25 protein-coding genes are annotated in these 24,917 nt (G+C 61.8%); 17 read left to right on the top strand and 8 right to left on the bottom strand.

Annotated features, from left to right (window positions below):
* Nucleotides 1–311 precede the first annotated feature (311 nt).
* The 4 genes from purE (at nt 312) to ACYCCG_RS03170 (ending at nt 2,832) form a co-directional block, all read left to right on the top strand.
* Nucleotides 312–803, top strand: a complete 492-nt coding sequence (purE, locus tag ACYCCG_RS03185) for a 5-(carboxyamino)imidazole ribonucleotide mutase (protein WP_176682914.1) — start codon at nt 312–314, stop codon at nt 801–803.
* Between the two features lie 10 nt (nt 804–813).
* Complete coding sequence (locus ACYCCG_RS03180; protein ID WP_021785277.1) at nt 814–1,896, top strand: 5-(carboxyamino)imidazole ribonucleotide synthase; 1,083 nt, start codon at nt 814–816, stop codon at nt 1,894–1,896.
* A 108-nt stretch (nt 1,897–2,004) separates the two neighbouring features.
* A complete protein-coding gene (locus ACYCCG_RS03175) occupies nt 2,005–2,250 on the top strand; it encodes a GlsB/YeaQ/YmgE family stress response membrane protein (protein WP_003253308.1) in 246 nt (81 codons plus the stop codon).
* A 48-nt stretch (nt 2,251–2,298) separates the two neighbouring features.
* The gene (locus tag ACYCCG_RS03170; protein WP_459669392.1) at nt 2,299–2,832 is read left to right on the top strand and encodes a DUF3299 domain-containing protein; all 534 of its coding nucleotides are present in this window, start codon (nt 2,299–2,301) and stop codon (nt 2,830–2,832) included.
* Between the two features lie 123 nt (nt 2,833–2,955).
* Here the strand turns inward: ACYCCG_RS03170 and ACYCCG_RS03165 are convergent, their stop codons facing one another.
* Both ACYCCG_RS03165 and ACYCCG_RS03160 read right to left on the bottom strand, forming a co-directional pair.
* On the bottom strand, nt 2,956–3,852 hold the full coding sequence (locus tag ACYCCG_RS03165) for a D-hexose-6-phosphate mutarotase (protein WP_459669391.1): 897 nt from the start codon (nt 3,850–3,852) through the stop codon (nt 2,956–2,958).
* A gap of 71 nt (nt 3,853–3,923) precedes the next feature.
* Nucleotides 3,924–4,322 carry an acyl-CoA thioesterase gene (locus ACYCCG_RS03160; protein ID WP_003253317.1) on the bottom strand — a complete coding sequence of 133 codons (399 nt, stop codon included), beginning with the start codon at nt 4,320–4,322 and terminating at the stop codon, nt 3,924–3,926.
* A 361-nt stretch (nt 4,323–4,683) separates the two neighbouring features.
* On the opposite strand from ACYCCG_RS03160, the gene ACYCCG_RS03155 reads away from it, so the two are divergent.
* From ACYCCG_RS03155 to ACYCCG_RS03120, 8 genes are all read left to right on the top strand, one after another.
* Nucleotides 4,684–5,973, top strand: a complete 1,290-nt coding sequence (locus tag ACYCCG_RS03155) for an MFS transporter (protein ID WP_014592874.1) — start codon at nt 4,684–4,686, stop codon at nt 5,971–5,973.
* A gap of 234 nt (nt 5,974–6,207) precedes the next feature.
* Nucleotides 6,208–7,206 carry a phosphate ABC transporter substrate-binding protein PstS gene (locus ACYCCG_RS03150; RefSeq protein WP_176682909.1) on the top strand — a complete coding sequence of 333 codons (999 nt, stop codon included), beginning with the start codon at nt 6,208–6,210 and terminating at the stop codon, nt 7,204–7,206.
* A gap of 138 nt (nt 7,207–7,344) precedes the next feature.
* On the top strand, nt 7,345–9,633 hold the full coding sequence (locus ACYCCG_RS03145) for an ABC transporter permease subunit (protein WP_176682908.1): 2,289 nt from the start codon (nt 7,345–7,347) through the stop codon (nt 9,631–9,633).
* A gap of 71 nt (nt 9,634–9,704) precedes the next feature.
* Nucleotides 9,705–11,321, top strand: coding sequence for a phosphate ABC transporter permease PstA (gene pstA / locus ACYCCG_RS03140; RefSeq protein ID WP_339442853.1), 1,617 nt, complete (start codon nt 9,705–9,707; stop codon nt 11,319–11,321).
* A gap of 72 nt (nt 11,322–11,393) precedes the next feature.
* Complete coding sequence (gene pstB / locus ACYCCG_RS03135; RefSeq protein ID WP_021785270.1) at nt 11,394–12,227, top strand: phosphate ABC transporter ATP-binding protein PstB; 834 nt, start codon at nt 11,394–11,396, stop codon at nt 12,225–12,227.
* Between the two features lie 101 nt (nt 12,228–12,328).
* Complete coding sequence (gene phoU / locus ACYCCG_RS03130) at nt 12,329–13,099, top strand: phosphate signaling complex protein PhoU (protein WP_176682907.1); 771 nt, start codon at nt 12,329–12,331, stop codon at nt 13,097–13,099.
* Nucleotides 13,100–13,261: 162 nt separating this feature from the next.
* Nucleotides 13,262–14,152 carry a response regulator gene (locus tag ACYCCG_RS03125; protein ID WP_176682906.1) on the top strand — a complete coding sequence of 297 codons (891 nt, stop codon included), beginning with the start codon at nt 13,262–13,264 and terminating at the stop codon, nt 14,150–14,152.
* Between the two features lie 145 nt (nt 14,153–14,297).
* Entirely contained in the window at nt 14,298–15,194 is an 897-nt protein-coding gene (locus ACYCCG_RS03120) for a peptidoglycan DD-metalloendopeptidase family protein (RefSeq protein ID WP_209969111.1), read from the top strand.
* Between the two features lie 12 nt (nt 15,195–15,206).
* On the opposite strand, the gene ACYCCG_RS03115 is transcribed toward ACYCCG_RS03120, so the two are convergent.
* From ACYCCG_RS03115 to phoB, 3 genes are all read right to left on the bottom strand, one after another.
* A complete protein-coding gene (locus ACYCCG_RS03115) occupies nt 15,207–16,547 on the bottom strand; it encodes a hemolysin family protein (protein ID WP_176682904.1) in 1,341 nt (446 codons plus the stop codon).
* Nucleotides 16,548–16,720: 173 nt separating this feature from the next.
* Nucleotides 16,721–18,028 carry a phosphate regulon sensor histidine kinase PhoR gene (gene phoR / locus ACYCCG_RS03110; RefSeq protein WP_176682903.1) on the bottom strand — a complete coding sequence of 436 codons (1,308 nt, stop codon included), beginning with the start codon at nt 18,026–18,028 and terminating at the stop codon, nt 16,721–16,723.
* A 48-nt stretch (nt 18,029–18,076) separates the two neighbouring features.
* Nucleotides 18,077–18,766, bottom strand: coding sequence for a phosphate regulon transcriptional regulator PhoB (gene phoB, locus ACYCCG_RS03105; protein WP_003253341.1), 690 nt, complete (start codon nt 18,764–18,766; stop codon nt 18,077–18,079).
* Nucleotides 18,767–18,938: 172 nt separating this feature from the next.
* Between phoB and ACYCCG_RS03100 the strand changes: the two genes are divergently transcribed.
* A complete protein-coding gene (locus ACYCCG_RS03100; protein WP_176682902.1) occupies nt 18,939–19,310 on the top strand; it encodes a COG4315 family predicted lipoprotein in 372 nt (123 codons plus the stop codon).
* A 33-nt stretch (nt 19,311–19,343) separates the two neighbouring features.
* Here ACYCCG_RS03100 and ubiA read toward each other — a convergent pair whose 3' ends face one another.
* Both ubiA and ACYCCG_RS03090 read right to left on the bottom strand, forming a co-directional pair.
* The gene (gene ubiA / locus ACYCCG_RS03095) at nt 19,344–20,234 is read right to left on the bottom strand and encodes a 4-hydroxybenzoate octaprenyltransferase (RefSeq protein ID WP_176682901.1); all 891 of its coding nucleotides are present in this window, start codon (nt 20,232–20,234) and stop codon (nt 19,344–19,346) included.
* Nucleotides 20,234–20,791: a chorismate--pyruvate lyase family protein gene (locus ACYCCG_RS03090; protein WP_176682900.1), complete on the bottom strand. Its 558-nt coding sequence runs from the start codon at nt 20,789–20,791 to the stop codon at nt 20,234–20,236. Before ACYCCG_RS03090 ends, ubiA begins: the two co-directional genes overlap by 1 nt.
* Before the next feature lie 199 nt (nt 20,792–20,990).
* On the opposite strand from ACYCCG_RS03090, the gene ACYCCG_RS03085 reads away from it, so the two are divergent.
* The 4 genes from ACYCCG_RS03085 (at nt 20,991) to ACYCCG_RS03070 (ending at nt 23,333) form a co-directional block, all read left to right on the top strand.
* Nucleotides 20,991–21,158, top strand: coding sequence for a rubredoxin (locus tag ACYCCG_RS03085; protein ID WP_003253349.1), 168 nt, complete (start codon nt 20,991–20,993; stop codon nt 21,156–21,158).
* A gap of 16 nt (nt 21,159–21,174) precedes the next feature.
* Complete coding sequence (locus ACYCCG_RS03080) at nt 21,175–22,323, top strand: NAD(P)/FAD-dependent oxidoreductase (protein ID WP_459669384.1); 1,149 nt, start codon at nt 21,175–21,177, stop codon at nt 22,321–22,323.
* A gap of 187 nt (nt 22,324–22,510) precedes the next feature.
* Nucleotides 22,511–22,810 carry an HU family DNA-binding protein gene (locus ACYCCG_RS03075; RefSeq protein ID WP_003253355.1) on the top strand — a complete coding sequence of 100 codons (300 nt, stop codon included), beginning with the start codon at nt 22,511–22,513 and terminating at the stop codon, nt 22,808–22,810.
* 148 nt (nt 22,811–22,958) lie between these two features.
* The gene (locus tag ACYCCG_RS03070; protein ID WP_176682898.1) at nt 22,959–23,333 is read left to right on the top strand and encodes a helicase; all 375 of its coding nucleotides are present in this window, start codon (nt 22,959–22,961) and stop codon (nt 23,331–23,333) included.
* Nucleotides 23,334–23,511: 178 nt separating this feature from the next.
* Here the strand turns inward: ACYCCG_RS03070 and ACYCCG_RS03065 are convergent, their stop codons facing one another.
* A complete protein-coding gene (locus ACYCCG_RS03065; protein WP_209969127.1) occupies nt 23,512–24,915 on the bottom strand; it encodes an aminoacyl-tRNA deacylase and HDOD domain-containing protein in 1,404 nt (467 codons plus the stop codon).
* Nucleotides 24,916–24,917 lie beyond the last annotated feature (2 nt).

Here is a 24,917-nt window from a genome sequence, read left to right as displayed (position 1 = left end):
GTACCAGGCCAAACGAAAGTACGAAGAAGCATGGAGCGTTCATGTAGACGTACCAAAATGCTCGAGTAACGATGCAGGCTTACAGCACTCGTCGACCCCGAGGCGGCGGGAAAAAGTTGTCCCACGAGACAGCTTGCCCTTTGATCCGACATGTGCTTGTAGGGGTGGGCGGCCAGCCTTTAAATACGTTACAATCCCGCGCCTTCGGCCGACCTGGTCGATTCAGAATCCGTATGACAAGCCACGCCGGCCCACCTGCGTGGCTTGTTGCTTTTAGCGCGCCAGAAGGCGCTTGCAGGAGAGGCTCGACGATGAGTGCACTGGTTGGCGTGATCATGGGCTCCAAGTCCGATTGGTCCACCCTTAGCCACACCGCCGAAATGCTGGAAAAACTCGGCATTCCCTACGAAGTGAAGGTGGTCTCCGCCCACCGCACCCCGGATCTGCTGTTCCAGTATGCCGAGGAGGCTGAGGGCCGTGGCATCGAGGTGATCATCGCCGGTGCCGGTGGCGCAGCCCACCTGCCAGGCATGTGCGCCGCCAAGACCCACCTGCCGGTGCTGGGCGTGCCGGTTCAGTCGTCGATGCTGTCGGGCGTCGATTCGCTGCTGTCGATCGTGCAGATGCCTGCCGGTGTGCCGGTTGCCACCCTGGCCATCGGCCGTGCCGGTGCAGTCAACGCTGCCCTGTTGTCGGCCAGCATTCTGGGCGCCAAGTACCCGCAGTACCACGCGGCGTTGAAGCAGTTCCGCACGGAACAGACCGACACCGTGCTGGACAACCCAGACCCGCGCCAGGCTTGAGGCTCAACCCATGAAGATCGGTGTAATCGGTGGCGGCCAGTTGGGCCGCATGCTGGCCTTGGCGGGTACCCCGCTGGGCATGAACTTCGCCTTCCTCGACCCGGCACCGGACGCCTGTGCTGCGCCCCTGGGCGAGCACCTGCGTGCCGACTACGGCGACCAGGACCACCTGCGTCAGCTGGCCGACGAAGTCGACCTGGTCACCTTCGAGTTCGAAAGCGTCCCGGCCGAGACCGTCGCCTTCCTCTCGCAGTTCGTGCCGGTGTACCCCAGCGCCGAATCGCTGCGCATCGCCCGTGACCGCCTGTTCGAAAAGAGCATGTTCCGCGACCTGGGCATTCCCACCCCGGCCTTTGCCGACATCCTCTCGCAGGCAGATCTGGACGCCGCAGTGGCCAGCATCGGCCTGCCGGCCGTGCTGAAAACCCGCACCCTGGGTTACGACGGCAAGGGCCAGAAGGTGCTGCGCACGCCAGAAGACGTGGTGGGTACCTTCGCCGAGCTGGGCAGCGTGCCATGCCTGCTGGAAGGCTTCGTGCCGTTCACTGGCGAAGTATCGCTGGTGGCCGTGCGTGGCCGCGATGGCGAAACCCGCTTCTACCCGCTGGTGCACAACACCCACGAGAGCGGCATCCTGCGCTTGTCGGTAGCCAGCCAGGCACACCCGCTGCAGGCGCTGGCCGAAGATTACGTCGGCCGCGTGTTGCAGAAGCTGGATTACGTTGGCGTGATGGCCTTCGAGTTCTTCGAAGTTGATGGTGGCTTGAAGGCCAACGAAATCGCCCCGCGCGTGCACAACTCCGGGCACTGGACCATCGAAGGTGCCGAGTGCAGCCAGTTCGAGAACCATCTGCGTGCCGTTGCCGGCCTGCCACTGGGCTCGACCGCCAAGGTGGGCGAGAGCGCGATGCTCAACTTCATCGGTGAAGTGCCGGCCGTGGACAAGGTTCTCGCCATCGGGGACTGCCACCTGCACCACTACGGCAAAGCCTTCAAGGTTGGCCGCAAAGTTGGACACGCCACCCTGCGCTGCGCTGATATGGCCACCCTCGAGCGCAAGATTGCCGAAGTAGAGGCGCTGATCAGCAACTGATCGGGCATCGAATCGAACTTCTGCAAGCAGCACGCCCTCTGAATATGGCAGCAAGCCGAAGCCCGTCTAGGCTTTGGCTTGTTCCAACTTCACTGCAGAGGGATTGCCATGGGTATCATTGGAACCATCTTCATCGGCCTCATCGTCGGCCTGCTGGCCCGCTTCATCAAGCCGGGCGATGACAGCATGGGCTGGATCATGACCATCCTGCTGGGTATTGCCGGCTCCTTGTTGGCTACCTATGGCGGCCAGGCGCTGGGTATATACCAGGCTGGGCAGGCGGCGGGCTTCCTTGGCGCGCTGGTCGGTGCCGTGGTGCTGCTGGTGATCTACGGATTCATCAAGAAGCGCTGATTACTGGTTAGAATGCTCGGCAATTCATTCGAGTTGCCGAGCATTTTCATGCGTGCCTTTTTCCTCATCCCCTTGCTGTTGGCCAGTACCCTGGCCCATGCCGAACTGCCCGAAACCGACTGGCTGGAGCTGATGCCCAAGTCGGACCAGAAGGCACTCGAACAAATGCCTGAAATCGACCACAACTCGCCGGAAGCCATGGGCACCTTTACCGACAAGGGCGGCCTCAAGCAGGGCAAGGGTTTGCCGGCGGTGATGTACTCGACCAAGACCGTGGCGGCCATGAACAACAGGGATATCCGCCTGGGCGGGTACCCGGTACCGCTGGAAAGCGATGCCAAGGGGAACAGCACGCTGTTCTTCCTGGTGCCGTACCCAGGCGCGTGCATCCATGTGCCACCACCGCCGCCGAACCAGCTGGTGCTGGTGCGCTACCCGAAAGGGTTGAAGATCGATGACATCTACACACCGCTGTGGGTCAGCGGCAAGCTGAAGGTGGAAAAGGTCAGCAATGACCTGGCCGATGCGGCCTATGCGCTGGATGCAAACAAGGTGAGGGTGGTGGAAGACGCAGACCTTTGATAATTGCCCCGGCCTCTTCGCGGGCTTGCCCGCTCCCACAGGTAACCCACAATTTTCGAGGCTTGTGGAGAACCTGTGGGAGCGGGCAAGCCCGCGAAGAGGCCGGTAATAAAAGAGCAGGGCTCAGATATTTTCACAACCGATCTGGACGCCCAGCGAATGACTCGCCCCGGGCTCCAACTCCACCAGGTCATCCCACACATTCGCCGTCTCGATGCACAACATCCGCTGCCAGCCATCGTCAGCCATGTCTGCCAGCTCCTTGGCCCGCTCGGTCCAGGGGTTCCAGATCACCGCCGTGCGCGAGCCGCTGCTGGTCAAGGTAATCCGCCGATTCCAATGCGGGTCGACAATGCTGAGGGTCTGCGGGGTGTTCAGGTAGATCCGGTCCGTCTCCCCGGCAAACGTCAGTACCCCCTGCTGCTGGCGCTGTTCCCAGCCCGCCAGGGTCTCGATATAACCCAGCCCGTCGACACCCTCGACCTGCGCCTGGCGCACATCGCTGACCGCGAAGTAGCTATGCAGGGCCTGGCTGATGGTCACGGGGGTATTGCCCATGTTGCGGCTGGTCAGGCTCAGTTTCAGGTCTGCGCCCATCTCCACCACCAGTTTCAGCTCGACATCATGGGGCCAACCGGGCAGGTCGCCCTGTGCTTCAGGCAGTTCGAACTCGATCCGCAGGGTCTCCCCCACGTCCTCGATACCCAGCAATTGCCAGTCACGCGTGCGCGCAAGCCCGTGGGCAGGCGCCTGTGCTCCGTGGTACATGGCCTGGACGGCCTGAGGGTTACGCTGCAGGTTGCCAAACCATGGCCAGCACACCGGTACCCCGGCGCGTACCGACTTGCCTTGGCGGAAGAGGGCCTGGTCGCTCAGCCACAGCAGTGGCGGTTCGCCTACCTGCTGGTAGCTGAGGACCTGTGCGCCTTGCTGGGCGATCAGGAGTTCGGCGCGGTCACTGCTGATACGCCAGCAGTTGAGTTCGCCATGTTGCTCGGTTACGACCTGAAAGGTAGCCATTGCGTTCTTCTCATTGATTGCCAGTGGGCCTTGGACCCGGGCAGATGCAATGAGTTTACCGCCAGCGTGGCTCAGCGACGAGGCACCGAGCGGGTACGACCACTGCCGTCGATGGCGACGAAGACGAATACCGCCTCGGTGACCTTGCGCCATTCGCTGGACAGCGGGTCGTCGCTCCACACCTCGACCATCATCTGGATCGAGCTGCGGCCGATTTCCAGGGTCTGGGTATAGAAAGACAGCTGTGCGCCGACCGCGACGGGCACCAGGAAGGCCATGCGGTCGATGGCTACGGTGGCTACGCGGCCGCCGGCGACACGGCTGGCCATGGCCGTGCCTGCCAGGTCCATCTGGGCAACCAGCCAACCGCCGAAGATATCGCCGAAACCGTTGGTTTCTCGCGGCAGTGCGGTGATCTGCAAGGCCAGGTCGCCTTGCGGGATTGGATCTTCTTGTTCGAGCTCAATCATGCGATGGGGCCTCTGACCCGTGACGCTTTTCGTTGGTGTGGCGCAAAGGCCGGGTAAACGATTCAGCTTGAAACATACTACGCCGATTTCGTTTCACTGGGCGGCCGTAGGGAAACTCTGCGAAACCGCCCGACAATAGTGACCGGCGTTTTCGCACAACATCCCACGTCAGGAGCAACATAATCCTACGAACTGCCAGTATATAGGGCATAACGGCCAGCGACGACCGCGCATTCATGAATATCTGTGTGGATTTTGTATCGCTTTCGGCGTAGCTCGGCAATTTGCTATCTTCGCCTGTCTCCAATCCAGAAGCCGCGCGCCAAGCGGCCTGCATGCCCTACAAAGAGAACAACGAGCGATGACTTCCGTGCCGAGCAGTATCGAGCAGCCCTCGCGGCCGCTGACCCGCAGCGACTACAAGACCCTCTCACTGTCCGCCCTGGGCGGCGCGCTGGAGTTCTACGATTTCATCATCTTCGTGTTCTTCGCCACGGTGGTGGGCAAGTTGTTCTTCCCGGCCGACATGCCCGAGTGGCTGCGGCTGATGCAAACATTCGGCATCTTCGCCGCCGGCTACCTGGCGCGGCCGCTGGGCGGCATCATCATGGCTCACTTCGGCGACTTGCTCGGGCGTAAGAAGATGTTCACCCTGAGCATCTTCATGATGGCCCTGCCGACCCTGATCATGGGCCTGCTGCCGACGTATGCGCAGATCGGCATGTGGGCACCGATCCTGCTGTTGCTGATGCGCGTGATCCAGGGCGCGGCAATCGGCGGCGAAGTACCGGGCGCATGGGTGTTCGTCTCTGAACACGTGCCGGCTCGCAACACCGGCTATGCCTGCGGCACCCTGACCGCCGGCCTGACCGCCGGCATTCTGCTGGGCTCGCTGGTAGCGACCTTGATCAACAGCGTGTACAGCGCGGAAGAGGTGGCTGACTACGCCTGGCGTATCCCGTTCCTGCTTGGCGGTGTGTTCGGCCTGTTCTCGGTTTATCTGCGCCGTTGGCTGCACGAAACCCCGGTGTTCGCCGAAATGCAGCAACGCAAGGCACTGGCGGAGGAGTTGCCACTGCGCGCCGTGCTGCGTGACCATCGTGGTCCGATCATCCTGTCGATGCTGCTGACCTGGATGCTTTCGGCCGGCATCGTGGTGGTCATCCTGATGACCCCGGCGCTGCTGCAGAGCATCTACCACATCAGCCCGACCGACTCGCTCAAGGCCAACAGCCTGGCCATCGTGTTGCTCAGCTTCGGCTGTATTGGTGCCGGCAGCCTGGCTGACCGGTATGGGGCGGGTCGGGTGTTCGTGATCGGCAGCCTGCTTTTGCTGGCCAGTTCCTGGGTCTTCTACCACAGCCTGCCGACCCGGCCCGAGTTGCTGTTCCCCCTGTATGCCGTGACCGGCCTGTGCGTGGGCGTGATTGGCGCAGTGCCTTATGTCATGGTCAAGGCGTTCCCGGCGGTGGTGCGTTTCAGCGGGCTGTCGTTCTCGTACAACGTGGCCTACGCCATCTTTGGCGGGCTGACGCCGATGGTGGTGACCGCGCTGCTGAAGGTGAGCCCGATGGCGCCTGCCTACTACGTGGCAGGCCTGTGCGCCGTTGGTCTGGCTGTGGGCCTGTACCTGCTCGCCAACAAGCGCTGATCGGCGCTACGGCTGCTGGTCACTTCGCGGCTAAAGCCGCTCCGGCAGGGGGGCACAGGGCTCAAGGCCGACACCAAACCTGTAGGGGCGGCTTTAGCCGCGAAGTGGCCAGACCTGCTTCCAGTGATGGCCTTTCATCCAATTGTCATAATGAAGTCATATCGTATTCATGCGGCCTGCCGATACTTGGGCCCGTTCCATCCAACACCCCAATATTCCTGCTAGGAGCAAGGCATGAAACTGAAGCGTTTGATGGCGGCCCTTACCTTTGCCGCCGCTGGCGTTGCAACCGCCAACGCGGTAGCCGCTGTCGATCCTGCGATCCCGACCTACACCAAGACCACTGGTGTATCGGGCAACCTCTCCAGCGTCGGTTCCGACACCCTCGCGAACCTCATGACTCTGTGGGCCGAGGCCTACAAGAAGGAATATCCGAACGTAAACATCCAGATCCAGGCTGCCGGCTCCTCTACCGCGCCACCCGCGCTGACCGAAGGCACCGCCAACCTCGGCCCGATGAGCCGCAAGATGAAGGACGTCGAGCTGCAAGCCTTCGAGCAGAAGTACGGCTACAAGCCGACCGCCATCCCGGTTGCCGTCGACGCCCTGGCCGTGTTCGTGCACAAGGACAACCCAATCAAGGGCCTGACCATGGCTCAGGTCGACGCCATCTTCTCCTCCACTCGCCTGTGCGGTGGCAAGGCCGACATCAAGACCTGGGGCGACGTCGGTGTGACCGGTGACCTGGCCAACAAGCCAATTCAGTTGTTCGGCCGCAACTCGGTATCCGGCACCTACGGCTACTTCAAGGAAGAAGCCCTGTGCAAAGGCGACTTCAAGCCTAACGTCAACGAACAGCCTGGCTCGGCTTCGGTCGTGCAGTCGATCAGCTCCTCGCTGAACGGCATCGGCTACTCGGGTATTGGCTACAAGACCGCCAGCGTCAAGACCGTAGCCCTGGCCAAGAAAGAAGGCGGCGAGTTTGTTGAAGACAACGAAGCCAACGCCCTGAACGGCACCTACCCGCTGTCGCGCTTCCTGTACGTCTACGTAAACAAGGCGCCGAACAAGCCTCTGGCCCCGCTGGAAGCCGAGTTCGTCAAGCTGGTGCTGTCGCAAGCGGGCCAGCAGGTGGTGGTGAAGGACGGCTACATCCCGCTGCCGGCAAAAGTCGTCGACAAGACCCTGGCTGACCTGGGCCTGTCGCACACCGGTAACGTTGCAAAGAAGTAAGTAATTAAGAAGAGGCCGGTGCCACTGCCCGGCCTCTTCCACGCATTTTCAGTCCGAAGCCAGGCTCCCTGTGCGGCGGGCTTTCGCGCGTCACCACTTTGTAATGTTTTTGTCACACGGGACCGCTAGGGTGTGCGCATGAATGATCTGGCCAATTCCAACATGACCCAAAACTCCCAGCCCGTGCGCATTGATTTCAATACGCCCGAGTTGCAACGCAAGCGGCGCATGCGCGCGCTCAAGGACCGCCTGACCCGCTGGTACGTACTGGTAGGCGGGCTTGCCGTATTGGCGGCCATCACGCTGATCTTCTTCTACCTGGCTTATGTGGTGTTGCCACTGTTCCAGGGCGCCGAGCTGACCAGCAAGAAGGCCCTGGAGCCGACATGGCTGCAGCAGGATGCCGGTAAGCCACTGATGATCGCGCTTGAAGAGCAGAATCAGGTGGGGATGCGTGTTTCGGACAAGGGCCAGGCACTGTTCTTCGATACCAAGACCGGTAACGAACTCAAGCGTGTCGATCTGGCAGTGCCGGCGGACACCCAGGTTACTTCCATCAGTACTGACCAGCCGGGCAGCGCGCTGGTGGTACTGGGCTTGTCCAATGGTCAGGCTCTGGTGTTCCACCACACCTACAAGATCACCTACCCGGACAACAAGAAAACCATCACCCCTGGCATCGATTATCCGTACGGCGAGCAATCGTTCGTGCTCGACGAGCAGGGGCGTGCGCTGGACCATGTCAGCGTCAACGTCAATGGGGACACCCTGCTGCTGGCCGGCTCTACTGGTGCTCAGCTGCAGGTGGTCGAACTGACCCGCACGGAAAACATGATGACCGAAGAGGTCACCACCGAGCAGAACCGCATCGACCTGCCGCAAATGACCGAAACGGTGAAGAATATCTTCATCGACCCACGCCAGCACTGGCTGTATGTGATCAACGGTCGCGCCACGGCCGATGTGTTCAGCCTGCGCGACAAGAGCCTCAACGGCCGTTATAAGCTGTCTGAAAGCGCTGACACCGAAATTACCGCCACCGCCCAGCTGGTTGGTGGCATTTCGCTGATCATCGGTGACTCCAAGGGGGGGCTGGCCCAATGGTTCATGGCCCGTGACCCGGATGGCGAATCGCGCTTCAAGCAGATCCGTACCTTCCAGATGGGCAAGGCGCCAATCGTGCAGATCGACGCCGAAGAGCGCCGCAAGGGCTTCATCGCCCTGGACGCCGAAGGCAAACTGGGCGTGTTCCACAGCACTGCACACCGAACCCTGCTGGTTGAGCCGGCTGCCGAAGGCCCTGGCACGCTGGCCCTGTCGCCACGCGCCAACCGCATCATCATCGAAGAAGGCGGCAAGCTGTTGCCGTTGAGCCTGCGTAACCCGCACCCGGAAGTTTCGTTCAGCGCGCTGTGGGGCAAGGTGTGGTACGAGAACTATGACGAGCCGAAATACGTCTGGCAATCGACCGCTTCGAACACTGACTTCGAGCCCAAACTGAGCCTGTCGCCGCTGACCTTCGGTACCTTGAAGGCCGCGTTCTACGCCATGATCCTGGCTGCCCCGCTGGCCATTGCCGCAGCCATCTATACCGCCTACTTCATGGCCCCGCGCATGCGCCGCAAGGTCAAGCCGGTGATCGAGTTGATGGAAGCGATGCCGACGGTGATCCTTGGCTTCTTCGCCGGCCTGTTTTTGGCCCCGTACCTGGAAGGCCACCTGCCCGGTGTGTTCAGCCTGTTCCTGCTGATGCCGATCGGTATCCTGCTGGCCGGCTTTTTCTGGAGCCGACTGCCGGAGTCGATCCGCCTGCGTGTACCGGATGGTTGGGAAGCGGCGATCCTGATTCCGGTCATCCTGTTCACCGGCTGGTTCGCCCTGACCATGAGCCCGCATCTGGAAAGCTGGTTCTTCGGCGGCGACATGCGCCTGTGGATCACCAACGACTTGGGTATCACCTACGACCAGCGCAACGCCCTTGTAGTCGGTATCGCCATGGGCTTCGCGGTCATCCCGAACATCTACTCGATTGCCGAAGACGCCGTGTTCAGTGTGCCGCGCAGTCTGACCCTGGGCTCGCTGGCACTGGGCGCGACGCCTTGGCAGACGCTGACCCGCGTGGTCATCCTCACTGCCAGCCCGGGCATCTTCTCGGCGTTGATGATCGGCATGGGCCGTGCGGTAGGCGAGACCATGATCGTGCTGATGGCGACCGGCAACACACCGGTGATGGAGATGAACCTGTTCGAGGGCATGCGCACCCTGGCCGCCAACGTGGCTGTGGAAATGCCGGAATCGGAAGTCGGTGGCAGCCACTACCGCGTGCTGTTCCTGGCCGCCCTGGTGCTGCTGATGTTCACCTTCGTCATGAACACCTTGGCCGAGCTGATTCGCCAGCGTCTGCGCAAGAAATACTCGTCGCTTTGATAGAAAGGTAGCGATCCGTGAAAAAGGATTCCCTCAAAGGCTGGTTCAAGAGCGGCGCCCCAGGCGTCTGGATGAGCGGCGGTGCGGTGGCCATGGCCGTGATCATGACCGTCGGCCTGCTGGCGGTGATCGCCGTGCGTGGCCTGGGCCATTTCTGGCCAGCCGATCTTGTCCAGGCCACCTACAAGGTGCCGGGCCAGGCCGGTCACGTCGTCATTGGTGAAGTGGTGCAGAAGGAGGAAGTACCCCGAGCTCGTCTGAAGGGGGCTGGCCTGCCGGTGCCTGACCAGGGTCCGGAGTTCATGACCCGAGAGCTGATCAAGGTGGGTAACCGCGACCTCAATGGTAGCGACTTCACCTGGGTGGTCGGCGACTGGCTGGTCGATGAGCAACACCCAGCCGACCTGATTGCCGTGGAACGCCGTGAGTGGGGCAATTTTTACGGCTACCTGGTCAGCGTCAAGGAAGAAGGCCGCGTAGTCGCCGAGGGGCCTGCCGCCTGGAACGAACTGCAGGCCCGTCTCAAACGCGCCAACCAACTCAACAACGAGCTGCAAAGCCTCGAGAAGAAGGATATCGGGGCCATCAACCATGGCCTCGAGCGCCTGCGCTTGCAGGCGCGCAAGCTGGAGCTGGACGGCAAGCTGGACGCCGCCGCGCAAGCCGACATGGACGCCGACCGTGCCGAACTGAACAGCCGCTACAAGGCTATCGAAGACCGCCTGACTGGCCTGCACCAGGCCTTTGCCCGTGACAGCCTGGTGGCCCGCGATGCCAATGGTCGTGAAGTGGAAATCAACCTGAGCAAGGTGGTGCATGCCATTCAGCCGAACGGCATGTCGGCGCTCACCAAGTTGGGTACTTATTTCGGCAAGGTCTGGGAGTTCCTCAGCGACGACCCGCGTGAAGCCAACACCGAGGGCGGTATCTTCCCTGCCATCTTCGGTACCGTGATGATGACCTTGATCATGGCTGTGATTGTCACCCCGTTCGGCGTGCTGGCTGCCGTTTACCTGCGTGAATACGCCAGGCAGGGTCCGGTCACCCGGCTTATCCGCATTGCGGTGAACAACCTGGCCGGTGTTCCTGCGATCGTCTACGGTGTGTTCGGTCTGGGCTTCTTCGTCTACGTACTGGGTGGTTCGATCGACCGCCTGTTCTTCCCGGAAGCACTGCCGGCGCCGACGCTGGGTACCCCGGGGCTGCTGTGGGCATCGCTGACCCTGGCATTGCTGGCGGTGCCGGTGGTGATCGTGGCCACCGAAGAAGGCCTGGCGCGTATCCCGCGCACCGTGCGTGAAGGCTCGTTGGCGTTGGGTGCAACCAAGGCCGAGACCCTGTGGAAAATCGTCCTGCCCATGGCCAGCCCGGCCATGATGACCGGCATGATCCTTGCCGTGGCCCGTGCCGCCGGCGAAGTGGCGCCGCTGATGCTGGTGGGTGTGGTGAAGCTGGCGCCATCGCTGCCGGTGGATGGTAACTACCCGTATCTGCATCTGGACCAGAAGATCATGCACCTGGGCTTCCACATCTATGACGTCGGCTTCCAGAGCCCGAACGTCGAAGCCGCTCGGCCGCTGGTATACGCCACTGCGCTGCTGCTGGTGCTGGTAATCGCGACGCTCAACCTCTCTGCCGTGTGGATCCGCAACCACCTGCGCGAGAAGTACAAGGCGCTGGACAGCTGACCCTGATTGCAAGCGTGCCGCCCGTAAGCCGGGCGGGCCTTTGAAACGAATTGATAGCGTATGGAGTTGACCATGCAGCAAGATTCCCACACCCATGGCATCGACATGTCTGCCCTGGGCCGCAACAAGCAGAGCCTGCGCCTGGCTGAAGAAACCGTGGCCATCGAAGTGCCGGGCCTGAGCCTGTTCTATGGCGACAAGCAAGCGCTGTTCGACGTGCAGATGAACATCCCGAAGCAGCGCGTGACCGCCTTCATCGGCCCATCCGGCTGCGGCAAGTCGACCCTGCTGCGCACCTTCAATCGGATGAACGATCTGGTTGACGGTTGCCGTGTGGAAGGTGCCATCAACCTGTACGGCAACAATATTTACCGCAAAGGCGAAGACGTTGCCGAACTGCGCCGGCGTGTGGGCATGGTGTTCCAGAAGCCGAACCCGTTCCCCAAGACCATCTACGAGAACGTGGTCTACGGCCTGCGCATCCAGGGCATCAACAAGAAGCGCGTGCTCGATGAAGCCGTCGAGTGGGCGTTGAAGGGCGCCGCCTTGTGGGACGAGGTCAAGGATCGCCTGCACGAGTCGGCGCTGGGCCTGTCCGGTGGCCAGCAGCAGCGTCTGGTCATCGCCCGTACCATTGCCGTGGAGCCGGAGGTGTTGCTGCTTGACGAGCCGTGCTCGGCGCTGGACCCGATCTCGACCTTGAAGGTCGAAGAACTGATCTACGAATTGAAATCCAAGTACACCATCGTCATCGTGACCCACAACATGCAGCAAGCGGCGCGTGTTTCGGACTACACCGCGTTCATGTACATGGGCAAACTGGTCGAATTCGGGGATACCGATACCCTGTTCACCAACCCGGCGAAGAAGCAGACCGAAGACTACATCACCGGTCGCTACGGCTAAGCGCCGCTCGCGAAACAGGCACCTCGGTGTCTGGCACTGGCGTTGCCGGTGTTCGCGGGTGAACCCGCTCCTACAGGGCCGCGCTACCAAAGGACAAAACGATGATCAACAAAGAAAGCCTTACCCATCACATTTCCCAGCAGTTCAACGCCGAGCTCGAAGAGGTGCGCAGCCACCTGCTGGCCATGGGCGGGCTGGTGGAAAAGCAGGTCAACGACGCGGTTACCGCGCTGATCGAAGCCGACTCTGGTCTGGCCCAGCAGGTGCGCGAGGTTGACGAGCAGATCAACCAGATGGAGCGCAACATCGACGAGGAGTGCTTGCGCATCCTCGCCCGCCGCCAGCCAGCGGCCTCGGACCTGCGCCTGATCATCAGCATTTCCAAGTCGGTGATCGACTTGGAACGCATCGGTGACGAGTCGACCAAGATCGCCCGCCGCGCCATCCAGCTGTGCGAAGAGGGCGAGTCGCCACGTGGCTATGTCGAGGTACGCCATATTGGCGACCAGGTGCGCAACATGGTCCGTGATGCGCTGGACGCCTTTGCCCGCTTCGACGCCGACCTGGCGCTGTCGGTGGCCCAGTACGACAAGACCATCGACCGCGAATACAAGACCGCGCTGCGTGAACTGGTGACCTACATGATGGAAGACCCGCGCTCTATCTCGCGGGTGCTGAGCGTGATCTGGGTGCTGCGTTCACTGGAGCGTATTGGCGACCATGCGCGCAACATCTCCGAACTGGTGATCTATCTGGTGCGCGGCACCGATGTGCGCCACATGGGGCTCAAGCGCATGACGGCAGAAGTGCAGGGCACTGCTGTCGCCAACGGCGAAAAGGCTAATGTTCTGGGCGAATCTGACGATAAGTAAGGTTGCTCCCGAGCATCGACGCCCGGCCTTGGCCGGGCGTTTTCGTTTGCGGTCGAGAGCCGGCAGGCACCCGCGAACGATGTGAAGAGGTCCCGGCGTGACCAGGTTGTGGCAAGTAGCCATCATTGGCAGTAGGCTAGACGGGATTCGTAAGGAGTATCGATGAGTAAAGTGAATGTGCTGGTCGTGGATGACGCCCCGTTTATCCGTGATCTGGTCCGCAAGTGTCTGCGTAATGCCTTCCCGGGTATGGCCATCGACGACGCGGTCAACGGTCGCAAGGCCATGGCCATGCTCGGCAAGGAAGCGTTCGACCTGGTCCTGTGCGACTGGGAAATGCCGGAAATGTCAGGCCTGGAACTGCTTACCTGGTGCCGTCAGCAGCCTGCACTGAAAAATCTGCAGTTCATCATGGTGACCAGCCGTGGTGACAAGGAAAACGTCATTCAGGCGATCCAGGCAGGCGTTTCCGATTTTGTAGGCAAGCCGTTCACCAACGAGCAACTGCTGACCAAGGTAAAGAAAGCCCTGACCAAGATCGGCAAGCTCGACAGCCTGATGGCCATCGGCCCGGCACGAGCCAATTCGGCGTTTGCCAACGATTCGTTGAACGCGCTGACTGCGGGCAAGCCGGAAGCGGTCAAGGTTGCGGCGCCAGCGCCGGCGTCGGCCAAGCCTTTGGTCGCGGCTCCTGCACCTGCTGCCCCCGCGCCGAGCGGTCGTGGCCAGGGCCAGCTGCGCCTGGCCAGTGGTACGCAGCCATGTGTGATCAAGGCGTTGAGCCTGAAAGAGGCACTGCTGGTGGTACGCCGCAGCGAAGCGCTGCCACAGGTGCTGGAAGGTGCGGTGCTGGACCTGGAGCAGGGCGAAAGTGCCGAAGTCGCTCGCCTGAACGGCTACCTGCATGCTGTCGCGGCGCTGGAGCCAAAACCAGACAGTGACTGGTTGCAGTTGACGTTCAAGTTTGTCGACCAGGATGCCCAGAAGCTCGACTACCTTTCTCGGTTGATCGCCCGCGGCACTGCGCAGAAGCACTTCACACCTGGTGGCTGACCCCGGCCCCGCGCCATGCTTTTGGCAGGAGCAGCACAAGGTGCTCCTGGCAAAAGCTCGCGTCGCCCATCCGACCAGCTGCAATACCGACCGTAAAACCCGCTGCTAGGCTTCGACAGATCATAACTGTCAAAAAGCCACTATCATGCCCGCCCGCCTGCTGCTGTTCTGTGCATTGCTCATGGCCTCAGTGTCGAGCCAGGGCGTGACGCTCTACAAGATCACCGACGATTCCGGTGTCATCTCCTATTCCGACCGGCCTGGCCCCGGCGCCAAGCCCTTGGTGCTGCGCGAGCCCATGGTCGAAACGCTCGAAGGCCAAGTGCGGCTGAATGCGAAAACCTTCGACGGTGGCGTGAGCTTTTCCGCACGTAACGAGCTGCATGTGCCGGTAGAGGTAGAGTTGCGGCTGGACAACCTGGTCAACGCACAAGGCGGCGATGCCCCGCGTATCGTGCGCCGGCTGCTGCCGCCGCGCAGCACGCAGATGCTCAGTGTGCTCAGGGGGCGGCCCGGGCTGCTGCTGAACTACCGTTCGACCCTGCTGCAGGCCATGGGTGACCCGGGCAAACGGCCCCAGGGCTTCCGCTATGCGTTCCCGTGGATTGGCGGGCCGTTCCGTGTCACTCAGGGCCCCAATGGTCGCGTCAGTCATTTTGGACCCAAAGGGCGCTACGCCATGGATATCGCCATGCCCGAAGGCACCACCATCATCGCGGCGCGGGAAGGGGTGGTGGTGAAGACGGAGAACAGCCAGAGCGGGCGCGGCCCCAACCCCTCGGGTAACTTTGTCAGGATTTTGCACCCTGATGGCACCATGGGCGTATACCTTCACCTGATGCGCGGTTCGGTGGTGGTGGCGGAGGGGCAACGGGTACGGCAGGGCCAGATGCTGGCCAAGTCGGGCAATACCGGCAACAGCACTGGGCCGCACCTGCATTTTGTGGTGCAGCGCAATGTGGGGTTGGCGCTGGAGTCGATACCTTACCGCTTCGACAGGCCGATCAGCGGGATGCCGGATTTCACTGCCGGCAACCCCTGAGCGATTTGGCCATCAATCCAGCTTCAGCACCTTGGCCAGTACGATCTTGGGCCCTTTCATCTTCTTGATGATGATGCGCAGCCCTTCGACCTCCAGCGACTCCTCTTCTTCAGGCACGCGCTTGAGCGTTTCGTAAATCAGCCCGGCCAAGGTTTCTGCCTCGATGTGGTCAAGGTCGATACCCAGCAAGCGCTCGACCTTGAACAGGGGGGTGTCGCCGCGCACCAGCAGCTTGCCCGGCTGGTAGGCGAGAATGCCACGCTCGGTCTTGCGGTGTTCGTCCTGGATGTCGCCTACCAGCACTTCCAGCACGTCTTCCATGGTCAGGTAGCCGATCACCTTGCCATCGGCTTCCTCGACCAGCACGAAGTGCGCTCCGCCCTTACGGAACTGCTCCAGCAACTGGGCCAGCGGCATGTGCCGCGACACGCGTTCGAGTGGCCGGGCAAGGTCCTCCAGGTCGATGGTCTCTGGCAAGTGCTCCAGCTCAGCCAGCTCCAGCAGCAGGTCCTTGATGTGCAGCAGGCCGGTGAATTCTTCGCGCTCGGCGTCGTACACCGGGTAGCGGCTGAACTTGTGGCGGCGCACCAGGGCCAGGATCTGCTTCAGAGGCGCATGAGCGTCGATGCTGATCATGTCCTCACGCGAGTTGGCCCAGTCGACCACTTCCAGCTCGCCCATTTCCACGGCCGAGGCCAGCACGCGCATGCCTTGGTCGCTTGGGTCCTGGCCACGGCTGGAGTGCAGGATCAGCTTGAGCTCTTCGCGGCTGTAGTGGTGTTCGTGGTGCGGGCCAGGCTCGCCCTGGCCGGCAATGCGCAGGATGGTGTTGGCACTGGCATTGAGCAGGTAGATGGCCGGGTACATCGCCCAGTAGAACAGGTACAGCGGCACGGCAGTCCACAGCGACAGCAGCTCTGGCTTGCGGATAGCCCAGGACTTGGGTGCCAGTTCGCCGACCACGATGTGCAGGTACGAGATGACGAAGAAGGCGACGAAGAACGAGATGCCCTTGATCAGCTCGGCGCTGTCCACGCCGAAATAGGCCAGCAATGGCTCCAGCAGGTGGGCGAAGGCGGGCTCACCCACCCAGCCCAGGCCCAGCGAGGCGAGGGTGATGCCCAACTGGCAGGCCGACAGGTAGGCGTCGAGCTGGTTGTGAACCTTGCGCAGGATGTTGCCGCGCCAGCCGTGCTTTTCGGCGATGGCCTCTACGCGTGTGGCGCGCAGCTTGACCATGGCGAACTCCGCAGCAACGAAGAAGCCGTTGAGCAGCACCAGCAGGAAGGCAAAAATGATCATGCCGAAATCGGCGAATAACGAGGTGAGGCTGATACCAGAAGAAGGGTCCATGATGGAGTTTTTACGGGGTCCGTCTTTGAGATAGAGAGAAAAAAAGTGCCAGCTTTTGCTGGCACGGGGAATCCAATGTAGCGGCTGGGGCCGTAAAAGCAAAGGGCAGCGGACTCATTGCGGTCCAAGTGGCAGCAGGCATGCCCGCGAAGGGCTGCGCCGCAGCCCCAATCTCAAGCCTTTTCGTTGGCCAATTGTGCTGGCGGAAAGTGGCAGGTGAAGGTGCTGCCATGCCCCGGTACACTGCTGATTTCCAGCTTGCCGCGGTGGCGCATCAGCACATGCTTGACGATTGCGAGCCCCAACCCGGTCCCGCCGGTATTCGATGCACGGCTGGAGTCTACCCGGTAGAAACGCTCGGTCAGGCGTGGCAAGTGCTTGGCATCGATGCCCACCCCCGAGTCCTGCACCGACAGGTGAGCGCCCTGGGCATCGACCCACCAGCGGATACGGATGTTGCCTTCGTCCTGGGTGTACTTGACTGCATTGAACACCAGATTGGAAAAGGCACTGCGCAGTTCCGACTCGCTGCCCTTCAGCTTCAGGCCGGGCGCAGCTTCCAGGCTGATGCGCTGGTTGCGCGGCCCGGACAGGGCCTGGGCGTCGTTCTTGATGGCGGCGAGCAGGGCATCGACTGCCACCGGCTGGTTGTCCGATGGGTAATCGGTGGCTTCCAGTTTGGCCAACAGCAACAAGTCGTTGAGCAGGGTTTGCATGCGCGAGCCTTGCTGGCTCATCTGCTGCAGGGCGCGGCTCCACCGTGGGTTCACGTCTTCGACGTTGTCCAGCAGGGTTTCCAGGTAGCCGGTGATTACCGTCAGCGGCGTGCGCAGCTCGTGGGACACGTTGGCGACGAAGTCCTTGCGCATCTGTTCCAGCTGGTGGATGCGGGTGACATCGCGCACCAGCATCAGGTGTTCATTGTTGCCGTAGCGGGTGATGTGCAACTGCACGCGCATGCGGTCATTGATCGGCGAAGGGATTTCCAGCGGTTCGAGGTAGTTTTCTGCCTCGAAGTACTCTTTGAAGAGCGGGTGGCGCACCAGATTGGTCACCTGCTGGCCGCCGTCCTGTGGGGTCTTGAAGCCCAGCAGGGTCTCGGCGGCGCGGTTCCACCATTCCAGGTTGCCGTCGCTGTCGAGCATGATCACCGCGTCACGCAGCGCGGCGGTGGACTCCTGCACCCGGTCGATCACTGCCTGCAGGCGGCCGCGCACACGCTGGTCGCGGCGTTGCAGGTGGTAGATGCTATCGAACACCTCGCCCCACAGGCCGTAGCCATCGGGTGGTGCTTCGTCAGGTTGGTGATTGCGCAGCCAGTCGTGCAAGCGCAGCAATTGCTTGAGGGTCCAGCCCAGATAGAGCGCCAGGCCAATGGCCAGGCTCCAGCCGTAGTAGCCGCTGACCAGCCCGCCGATCAGGCAGACGGTAATCAGCAACAGCAGATGGCGAATCAGGGTTGCGTGCCAGTTCTGGTTCAATTGACGGTCCTTGTACAACGACGTGCAGCTTGGCGCTCTGGAACTCGATCAGCTCTTGGTCGAGAAGCGGTAGCCAGTGCCCCGGACGGTTTGTACCAGATTCTCGTAAGCTTCACCCAGTGCCTTGCGCAAGCGACGGATGTGCACGTCGACGGTACGTTCCTCGACATAGACGTTGCCGCCCCACACCTGGTCCAGCAGTTGGCCTCGGGTATAGGCGCGCTCCTGGTGGGTCATGAAAAACTGCAGCAGGCGGTATTCGGTAGGGCCCATCTCGGCCGGCTTGCCGTCGATGGTCACGCGGTGGCTGATCGGATCGAGCAGCAGGCCGCCGACCTCGATCGGCGCCTCGCTGTCGCTCGGGCCAGTGCGGCGCAGCACGGCTTTCAGTCGCGCCACCAGTTCACGCGGCGAGAACGGCTTGGTGATGTAGTCGTCGGCGCCCACTTCCAGGCCCTGGATCTTGTTGTCCTCTTCACCCTTGGCGGTGAGCATGATGATCGGGATATCACCGGTCAGCTCGTCGCGCTTCAGGCGACGGGCCAGCTCGATGCCGGAGGTGCCCGGCAACATCCAGTCGAGCAGGATCAGGTCCGGTTTGCGGTCGACGATGATCGCATGGGCCTGTTGCGAGTTTTCCGCTTCCAGGCAGTCATAGCCGGCCATTTCCAGGGCAACGGCGATCATCTCGCGAATGGGCGCTTCGTCGTCGACGATCAGAATGTTCCTGCCTACCATGCTCAAAACCTCTCCTGGATTCGGTGTCTTGGCCCGCATTAGATAACGGAATTATTGCAGCTGTGTGACAGGGTGTTGGCCGTTCTGGCGACATTCCGTGACTGAACTAGGCTACAGAGGGCCGCCGTAATGGCAACCCGAACTCATTTCCCCCGAAACAATGGTGAATCCAATGACACGACATACGCTGAGCTGGATGGCCCTTTTCACTGCGCTGGCGCTCCCGGGGGTGGCGTTGGCCCACCATGCCATGGAGAAGGACGGCATGTGGGTCGATCATGCCGGCATGACCCTGTACACCTTTGACAAGGATGCGGGTGGCAAGTCGATGTGCAATGGCGATTGCGCCAAGAACTGGCCACCGTTGATGGTCAAGAAAGAAGACGAAGCACCGAAGGATAAATGGACCCATGTAACGCGTGACGACGGTTCGATGCAGTGGGCTTACGACGGCAAGCCGCTGTATACCTTCATCAAGGACAAGAAGGCCGGCGACATGACCGGTGACGGCGTGAAAGACGTCTGGCACGTTGCCAAGCCTTGAGATAGCCGGGGCCGCACAGCGGCCCCAAAACACTCAGCGCAACGCGTAATCCAGCACCACCCCGATAAACACCAGCAACCCAGCCCAGTGATTGTGCAGAAACGCCTTGAAGCACGATTCCCGGTCCAGCTTGCGCGTCGACCAGTATTCCCAGGCAAAGCACGCCGCCGCACCCAGCAACCCGAGGTGGAACCAGCCACCCAGATCGAAGCGGCTACCGGCCAGCAACAGGCAGCCCAGCGACAGCAACTGCAGGGTCAGGATGATGCTGCGATCGGCGTCGCCGAACAGGATCGCGGTCGATTTCACGCCAATCTTCAGGTCGTCATCGCGGTCGACCATGGCGTAGTAGGTGTCATAACCCACCGTCCACAGCAGGTTGGCGATATACAGCAGCCAGGCACTGGCCGGCAGGTCACCACCGGCCGCCGTGAACGCCATCGGAATGCCCCACGAATACGCCGCTCCCAGCACCACCTGCGGGTAGTAGGTGTAGCGCTTCATGAACGGGTAGCAGAACGCCAACGCCACCGCCCCGAATGACAGCCAGACGGTTCGGCTGTTGGTGCACAGCACCAGCAGGAAACTCACTCCTACCAGAATCGCGAACAGTGTCAGCGCCTCCCGTGGCCGCACTCGGCCACTGGCCAGTGGCCGGTCGGCGGTACGCTTGACGTGGCCGTCAACCTTGCGGTCGGCAAAGTCGTTGATACAGCAGCCGGCCGCGCGCATCAGCACCACACCAAGGCCGAAGATGAGCACATTGGCCAGTGTTGGTGACCCGTTGCCGGCAATCCACACTGCCGACAGGGTCGGCCACAGCAGCAGGTAGATGCCTATCGGCCGGTCCATGCGGCTGAGCTGGACGAAGTCCCAGGCCCGCGGGTGCAGGCGGTTGAGCGACTTGAGCAGTTGCAGGTACATCAGCGGTTTTCCTCCTTGGCCGCTTGCCACAATGCCGGCAGAAACACTTCTGCCACCAGCAGGTCCAGGCCGTTGCGCTCGAAGCGCGAGCGGCGGCCCCACAGCGCCGCATGTGCAGCTTCGGACGGTAGCCAGGCCTGTGGATAACTGCACACTTCGAGTGGATGACGGATGAACGCCTGGTCGCAGAACAGCAGCTCGCCCAGCGAGCGGCTGCCCAAGGTTTCCAGGTCCAGTCCTCCGCGTTCCAGGGCGCTGCGGCTGGCCACGCTGCGGGCGAATACCCAAGGTTGGCCATGGCCGCGCAGATACACTTCGCGCACCCAGCCTTCGGCGCCGGCAGCGATGCCCAGCGCCTGGCATTCATCATCGCGCAGCGGCTGCCAGCCTTCGAACAGCGGGGTGACGGAAAAGTGATCGATGGACAGACGGGTCAGGCGGCGGGTCAGCGAGCCCTCGTCGAACAGCCAGTCAAGGGTGGGCTGGTCGATGTCGGTCGCCAGTTGTGAATACGGCAGCCACGCGACAGCGGCTGCTTGCGGGGATTCGTACGACACGTCGGTATGCTTTGTTACAGCCAAAGAGGCGGCGAGCTTAGCATGATTGCCCCAACTGCTTGCATACTGCCGGCAGGGCCGCTACAAAGCCCCCACGAATTGAGCACTGGCCCCATTCGCGGTCGCTGCAGGAGCGGGCTTACCCGCGAAGAGACCATCAGCAGCACAAGCCCCAGCCTGAACCGAGGAAATAGACCTGATGAAAAAGTGGCAATGTATTGTCTGTGGCCTGATCTACGACGAAGCCGAAGGCTGGCCCGACGACGGCATCGCCCCCGGGACCCGTTGGGAGGATGTACCTGAAGACTGGCTGTGCCCCGACTGCGGCGTCGGCAAAAGCGACTTTGAAATGATCTCCATCGGTTAATCGAGGAAAGCACGACATGACGTCCCCTGTGGTAATCATCGGTACCGGCCTTGCGGGCTACAACCTGGCCCGTGAATTTCGCAAGCTCGATGCGCAGACGCCGTTGTTGCTGATCACCGCCGACGATGGTCGCTCTTACTCCAAGCCGATGCTTTCCATGGGCTTTGCCAAGCAGAAGGACGCCGACGGCCTGTGCATGGCTGAGCCGGGCGCCATGGGCGAGCAACTGAACGCAGAGATCCGTACTCATACCCGCATCAGCGGCATCGACCCGGGCCACAAGCGGCTGTGGATCGGCGAAGAGGCCGTGGAATACCGCGACCTGGTGCTGGCCTGGGGGGCGCAGACCGTGCAGGTGCCGATCGAGGGTGATGGCGGCCATCTGGTATTCCCGATCAACGACCTGGAGGACTACGCGCGCTTCCGTGCTGCCGCCGCTGGCAAGCAGCGTGTACTGATCCTCGGTGCCGGCCTTATCGGCTGCGAATTCGCAAACGACATGAGCCTGGGCGGCTTCAAGGTTGACGTCGTGGCGCCGTGTGAACAGGTCATGCCGACCCTGCTGCACCCGGCCGCTGCGGCGGCAGTGCAGGGTGGGCTGGAGGGCCTGGGTGTACGCTTCCACTTGGGGCCGGTGCTGACCCGTCTGCAGCAGGTAACCCAAGGCCTCGAGGCGCACCTGTCGGACGGCAGCGTGATTGCCAGCGACCTGGTGGTTTCGGCCATCGGCCTGCGCCCACGTACCGACCTGGCTGCCGCGGCCGGCCTGCAGACCAACCGTGGCGTAAGCGTAGACCGCGAGCTACGTACTTCACACGCCAACATCTTCGCCCTTGGCGACTGTGCCGAAGTCGATGGCATCAACCTGCTGTACGTGATGCCGCTGATGAGCTGTGCCCGGGCGCTGGCGCAAACCTTGGCCGGCAAGCCGACGGCAGTTTCCTACGGGCCGATGCCTATCACCGTGAAAACCCCGGCGTGTCCGCTGGTGGTCTCGCCAGCGCCACAGGGCTGCGAAGGCATCTGGCAGGTAGAGGGGCAGGGCAGTGACCTCAAGGTGCTCTGCCTTGATGCCGACGGCAAGCTGCTGGGCTACGCCCTTACCGGGACGGCGGTGATGGAGAAGCTGGCGCTGAATCGTCAGTTGCCACCGGTTATGGCGTAAATAGCGCGCGTTCTGTCGGATTTATCCTGTTGTTGCCTGCACAATGGCCGCCCAGATACTGGCGCGGCCCCTGAGCTCGTGCCATTCTCACTCCCGTCTGCCGCAGATTAGAGCCTGCGGTGCCTTGAGCGCTGCTCCCAGAGGCAGCACGGCATAACAACAAGAATTCCGTCAAAGAGGCTTCACTATGCGCAAACCAGAACTCGCCGCCGTCATCGCCGATAAGGCTGATCTGACCAAGGAAAAGGCCAATCAGGTTTTGAACGCGATTCTCGACAGCATCACCGGTGCCCTGGACAAGGACACAGTTACCCTGGTCGGTTTCGGCACCTTCGAAAAACGTCATCGCGGCGCGCGTACCGGCAAGAACCCGCAAACGGGTGAGCCGGTCAAGATCAAGGCCAGCAATACCGTGGCCTTCAAGCCTGGCAAGAACCTGCGCGACAGCGTTAACGCTCCCGCCAAGCCAGCCAAGAAAGGCAAGTGATCGCTCCCTGACAATTCCAGTGTCAGCCAAGCGGGCGCCTCGGGGCGCCCGTTGTGCTTTCTGCAGGCAAAATGTTTCGAACTTGCATAAATAGTTCTGGAAAAGGATAAACTGCGCGCCTTAGTCACTTTTCATTCGAGGCGCGTTGATGAAGTTTCGCTTTCTTCTCTGGGCCATGGGGCTGTTGATGGCCAGGGCCAGTCGTAATAACCCCGCATTCCAGCAGCAGCTCAAGGGCAAGGACCTGGTGTTCCAGATGCAGACCCTGGACGGCAAGGTCGCCCGGCACTTCATCGTCGAGAATGAGCGCATCAGCAGCAAGGGCGGCGCACACCCACAGCCGGCGTTCGCCATTGCCTTCAAGGACGCCGCCTATGGCTTCGCCACCATGCAGGCGGGTAACAAGCAGCTGGCGTTCATGCAGGGGATTCAGGACAAGCACATCCAGATCAAGGGCAACCCGGCGTTGGTGATGTGGTTCCAAGGGTTGATGAAATACCTGAAACCGAAGAAGAAAGGCTGAAGCCCGACGGGGATGCCGATGCTTTACCTGTGGGAGCGGGCGTGCCCGCGAAACAAGCGACGCGGTGCATGGCACCGGCTTCGCCGGTGTTCGCGGGCAAGCCCGCTCCCACAGTCAAATCGCGCCAGCTTTTAGAAATTGAGCAAGACAGTTGCTCCCACAGGCTATGTGTTAATGCTTAATGCGGTGCATGGAACTGCGAAGCCAGCTCACGCAACAGGTTCTCGGCTTCGAGCACCTTGTTCACCACATCCTCGGCCTTGTCCCGGGTAATGCTCAGGCGTTCCAGCAGCTCGTCAGGAATCTCTTCCTGCGGCCCTGAGCCTATACCTCGCAAGCGCAGCAGGCGGGTGGCCAGGCATACCAGGTTGGGGAACGCGAAATATTCGCCGTCGTAGGCCGGATCGTGCTGAAAGCGCAAGGCAGTCGACAGCTCTTCCGGCATGTCCCACAGCTTCATCAGCCAGGCACCGATCTGTTCACGGCTGATGCCCAGCAAGTGTTGCTCCACATAGGTGTGGTTCAAATGCGGGTTGACCTCAAGGTGGCGGCAAATCAGCGAGAAGTGCGGCGGGAACACGTGCGCCAGCAGCAGGTAGCCGAAGTTGTGCAGTAGCCCGGCCAGGTAGGTCAGCCCGGCCTCGGGGCGTTCTGCGCGAGGCATGGCGCGGGTCAGGCCTTCGATGATCGCAGCGGTGTAGATCGACTGTTGCCAGTAGGGCGTGGCCTGCTGCGGGTGGTCCTTGGGCAGGCTCAAGGTCTTGCCTAGCGCCAGGCCCAAGGCCAGGTTGATCACAAGGTCGAAACCCAGCACACGCACGATGGCGTCTTCAACCGAGCGGATCTTGCCCGGCGAACCATAGTAGGGCGATGCAGCCCAGCTCACCACCTGTGCCGCCAGCGCCGGGTCGGTTTCGACCACGCCGGTGATGTCGTCGATGCTGGCGTTGGGATCTACCCGCAGCTTGATGATCTTCTGCGCGCTGTCGGCGAGCGGTGGGATTTCGATGGTTTCTTCCAGGCGCTTCTGAATGCGTCGGGCAGTGAAGGCCTGGACCGCATTGGTGATTTCCCGGGTGTCGTCATCGGGGCGGTCGAGGTTGGGGCTGATGGCTTCGACTTGCTGGCCGAAGCTGCTGGCGCTGGCCTTGGCCAGCATGCGCTTGAAGTGTGCGCGTTCGATTTCCAGCAACAGGCCGGCTTCGCCGGACTGGATAAAGACCGTTTCGGCGTCGAGCAGGGCCTTTTCGTACTGACATGGCGAGCTGGTCAGCGCCGGGATGCCCGGCAGCGCCTTGAGGTGGTGCTTGTCGAGCATCTGCTTCAGGCGCGGTACCGACACGGCGGTCAGCTTGCGCCCGGTCAGCTCGGCCAGGCGGTTGAGGTCCAGCAGGTGGCTCTGCGGGAACAGCACCATGAGGGCGCCGACCTCGTCGTCGAGAAGGACAGCCTGCACCCGCGAAGCCGCTGGCAGGTACGGGTGTTCGACCACCTGGCGGTAGGGCACGCCGAGCTTGTCGAGCAGCAGCCTGATGACAGAGGGGGCGTGTGGGGTTGCGGTGTCCAGGGCAACTTCAGTCATGG

The organism is Pseudomonas sp. VEM90 (assembly GCF_054611535.1).
Note: the sequence above shows the minus strand (reverse complement) of the source record. Positions and strands in the feature narration are given on the sequence as shown.

Excerpts from the sequence above, each read along its gene's own strand:
- purE (WP_176682914.1), top strand. The coding sequence starts at position 312 with ATGAGTGCACTGGTTGGCGTGATCATGGGCTCCAAGTCCGATTGGTCC.
- ACYCCG_RS03180 (WP_021785277.1), top strand. The coding sequence starts at position 814 with ATGAAGATCGGTGTAATCGGTGGCGGCCAGTTGGGCCGCATGCTGGCC.
- ACYCCG_RS03175 (WP_003253308.1), top strand. The coding sequence starts at position 2,005 with ATGGGTATCATTGGAACCATCTTCATCGGCCTCATCGTCGGCCTGCTG.
- ACYCCG_RS03170 (WP_459669392.1), top strand. The coding sequence starts at position 2,299 with ATGCGTGCCTTTTTCCTCATCCCCTTGCTGTTGGCCAGTACCCTGGCC.
- ACYCCG_RS03165 (WP_459669391.1), bottom strand. The coding sequence starts at position 3,852 with ATGGCTACCTTTCAGGTCGTAACCGAGCAACATGGCGAACTCAACTGC.
- ACYCCG_RS03160 (WP_003253317.1), bottom strand. The coding sequence starts at position 4,322 with ATGATTGAGCTCGAACAAGAAGATCCAATCCCGCAAGGCGACCTGGCC.
- ACYCCG_RS03155 (WP_014592874.1), top strand. The coding sequence starts at position 4,684 with ATGACTTCCGTGCCGAGCAGTATCGAGCAGCCCTCGCGGCCGCTGACC.
- ACYCCG_RS03150 (WP_176682909.1), top strand. The coding sequence starts at position 6,208 with ATGAAACTGAAGCGTTTGATGGCGGCCCTTACCTTTGCCGCCGCTGGC.
- ACYCCG_RS03145 (WP_176682908.1), top strand. The coding sequence starts at position 7,345 with ATGAATGATCTGGCCAATTCCAACATGACCCAAAACTCCCAGCCCGTG.
- pstA (WP_339442853.1), top strand. The coding sequence starts at position 9,705 with ATGAGCGGCGGTGCGGTGGCCATGGCCGTGATCATGACCGTCGGCCTG.
- pstB (WP_021785270.1), top strand. The coding sequence starts at position 11,394 with ATGCAGCAAGATTCCCACACCCATGGCATCGACATGTCTGCCCTGGGC.
- phoU (WP_176682907.1), top strand. The coding sequence starts at position 12,329 with ATGATCAACAAAGAAAGCCTTACCCATCACATTTCCCAGCAGTTCAAC.
- ACYCCG_RS03125 (WP_176682906.1), top strand. The coding sequence starts at position 13,262 with ATGAGTAAAGTGAATGTGCTGGTCGTGGATGACGCCCCGTTTATCCGT.
- ACYCCG_RS03120 (WP_209969111.1), top strand. The coding sequence starts at position 14,298 with ATGCCCGCCCGCCTGCTGCTGTTCTGTGCATTGCTCATGGCCTCAGTG.
- ACYCCG_RS03115 (WP_176682904.1), bottom strand. The coding sequence starts at position 16,547 with ATGGACCCTTCTTCTGGTATCAGCCTCACCTCGTTATTCGCCGATTTC.
- phoB (WP_003253341.1), bottom strand. The coding sequence starts at position 18,766 with ATGGTAGGCAGGAACATTCTGATCGTCGACGACGAAGCGCCCATTCGC.
- ACYCCG_RS03100 (WP_176682902.1), top strand. The coding sequence starts at position 18,939 with ATGACACGACATACGCTGAGCTGGATGGCCCTTTTCACTGCGCTGGCG.
- ubiA (WP_176682901.1), bottom strand. The coding sequence starts at position 20,234 with ATGTACCTGCAACTGCTCAAGTCGCTCAACCGCCTGCACCCGCGGGCC.
- ACYCCG_RS03085 (WP_003253349.1), top strand. The coding sequence starts at position 20,991 with ATGAAAAAGTGGCAATGTATTGTCTGTGGCCTGATCTACGACGAAGCC.
- ACYCCG_RS03080 (WP_459669384.1), top strand. The coding sequence starts at position 21,175 with ATGACGTCCCCTGTGGTAATCATCGGTACCGGCCTTGCGGGCTACAAC.
- ACYCCG_RS03075 (WP_003253355.1), top strand. The coding sequence starts at position 22,511 with ATGCGCAAACCAGAACTCGCCGCCGTCATCGCCGATAAGGCTGATCTG.
- ACYCCG_RS03070 (WP_176682898.1), top strand. The coding sequence starts at position 22,959 with ATGAAGTTTCGCTTTCTTCTCTGGGCCATGGGGCTGTTGATGGCCAGG.
- ACYCCG_RS03065 (WP_209969127.1), bottom strand. The coding sequence starts at position 24,915 with ATGACTGAAGTTGCCCTGGACACCGCAACCCCACACGCCCCCTCTGTC.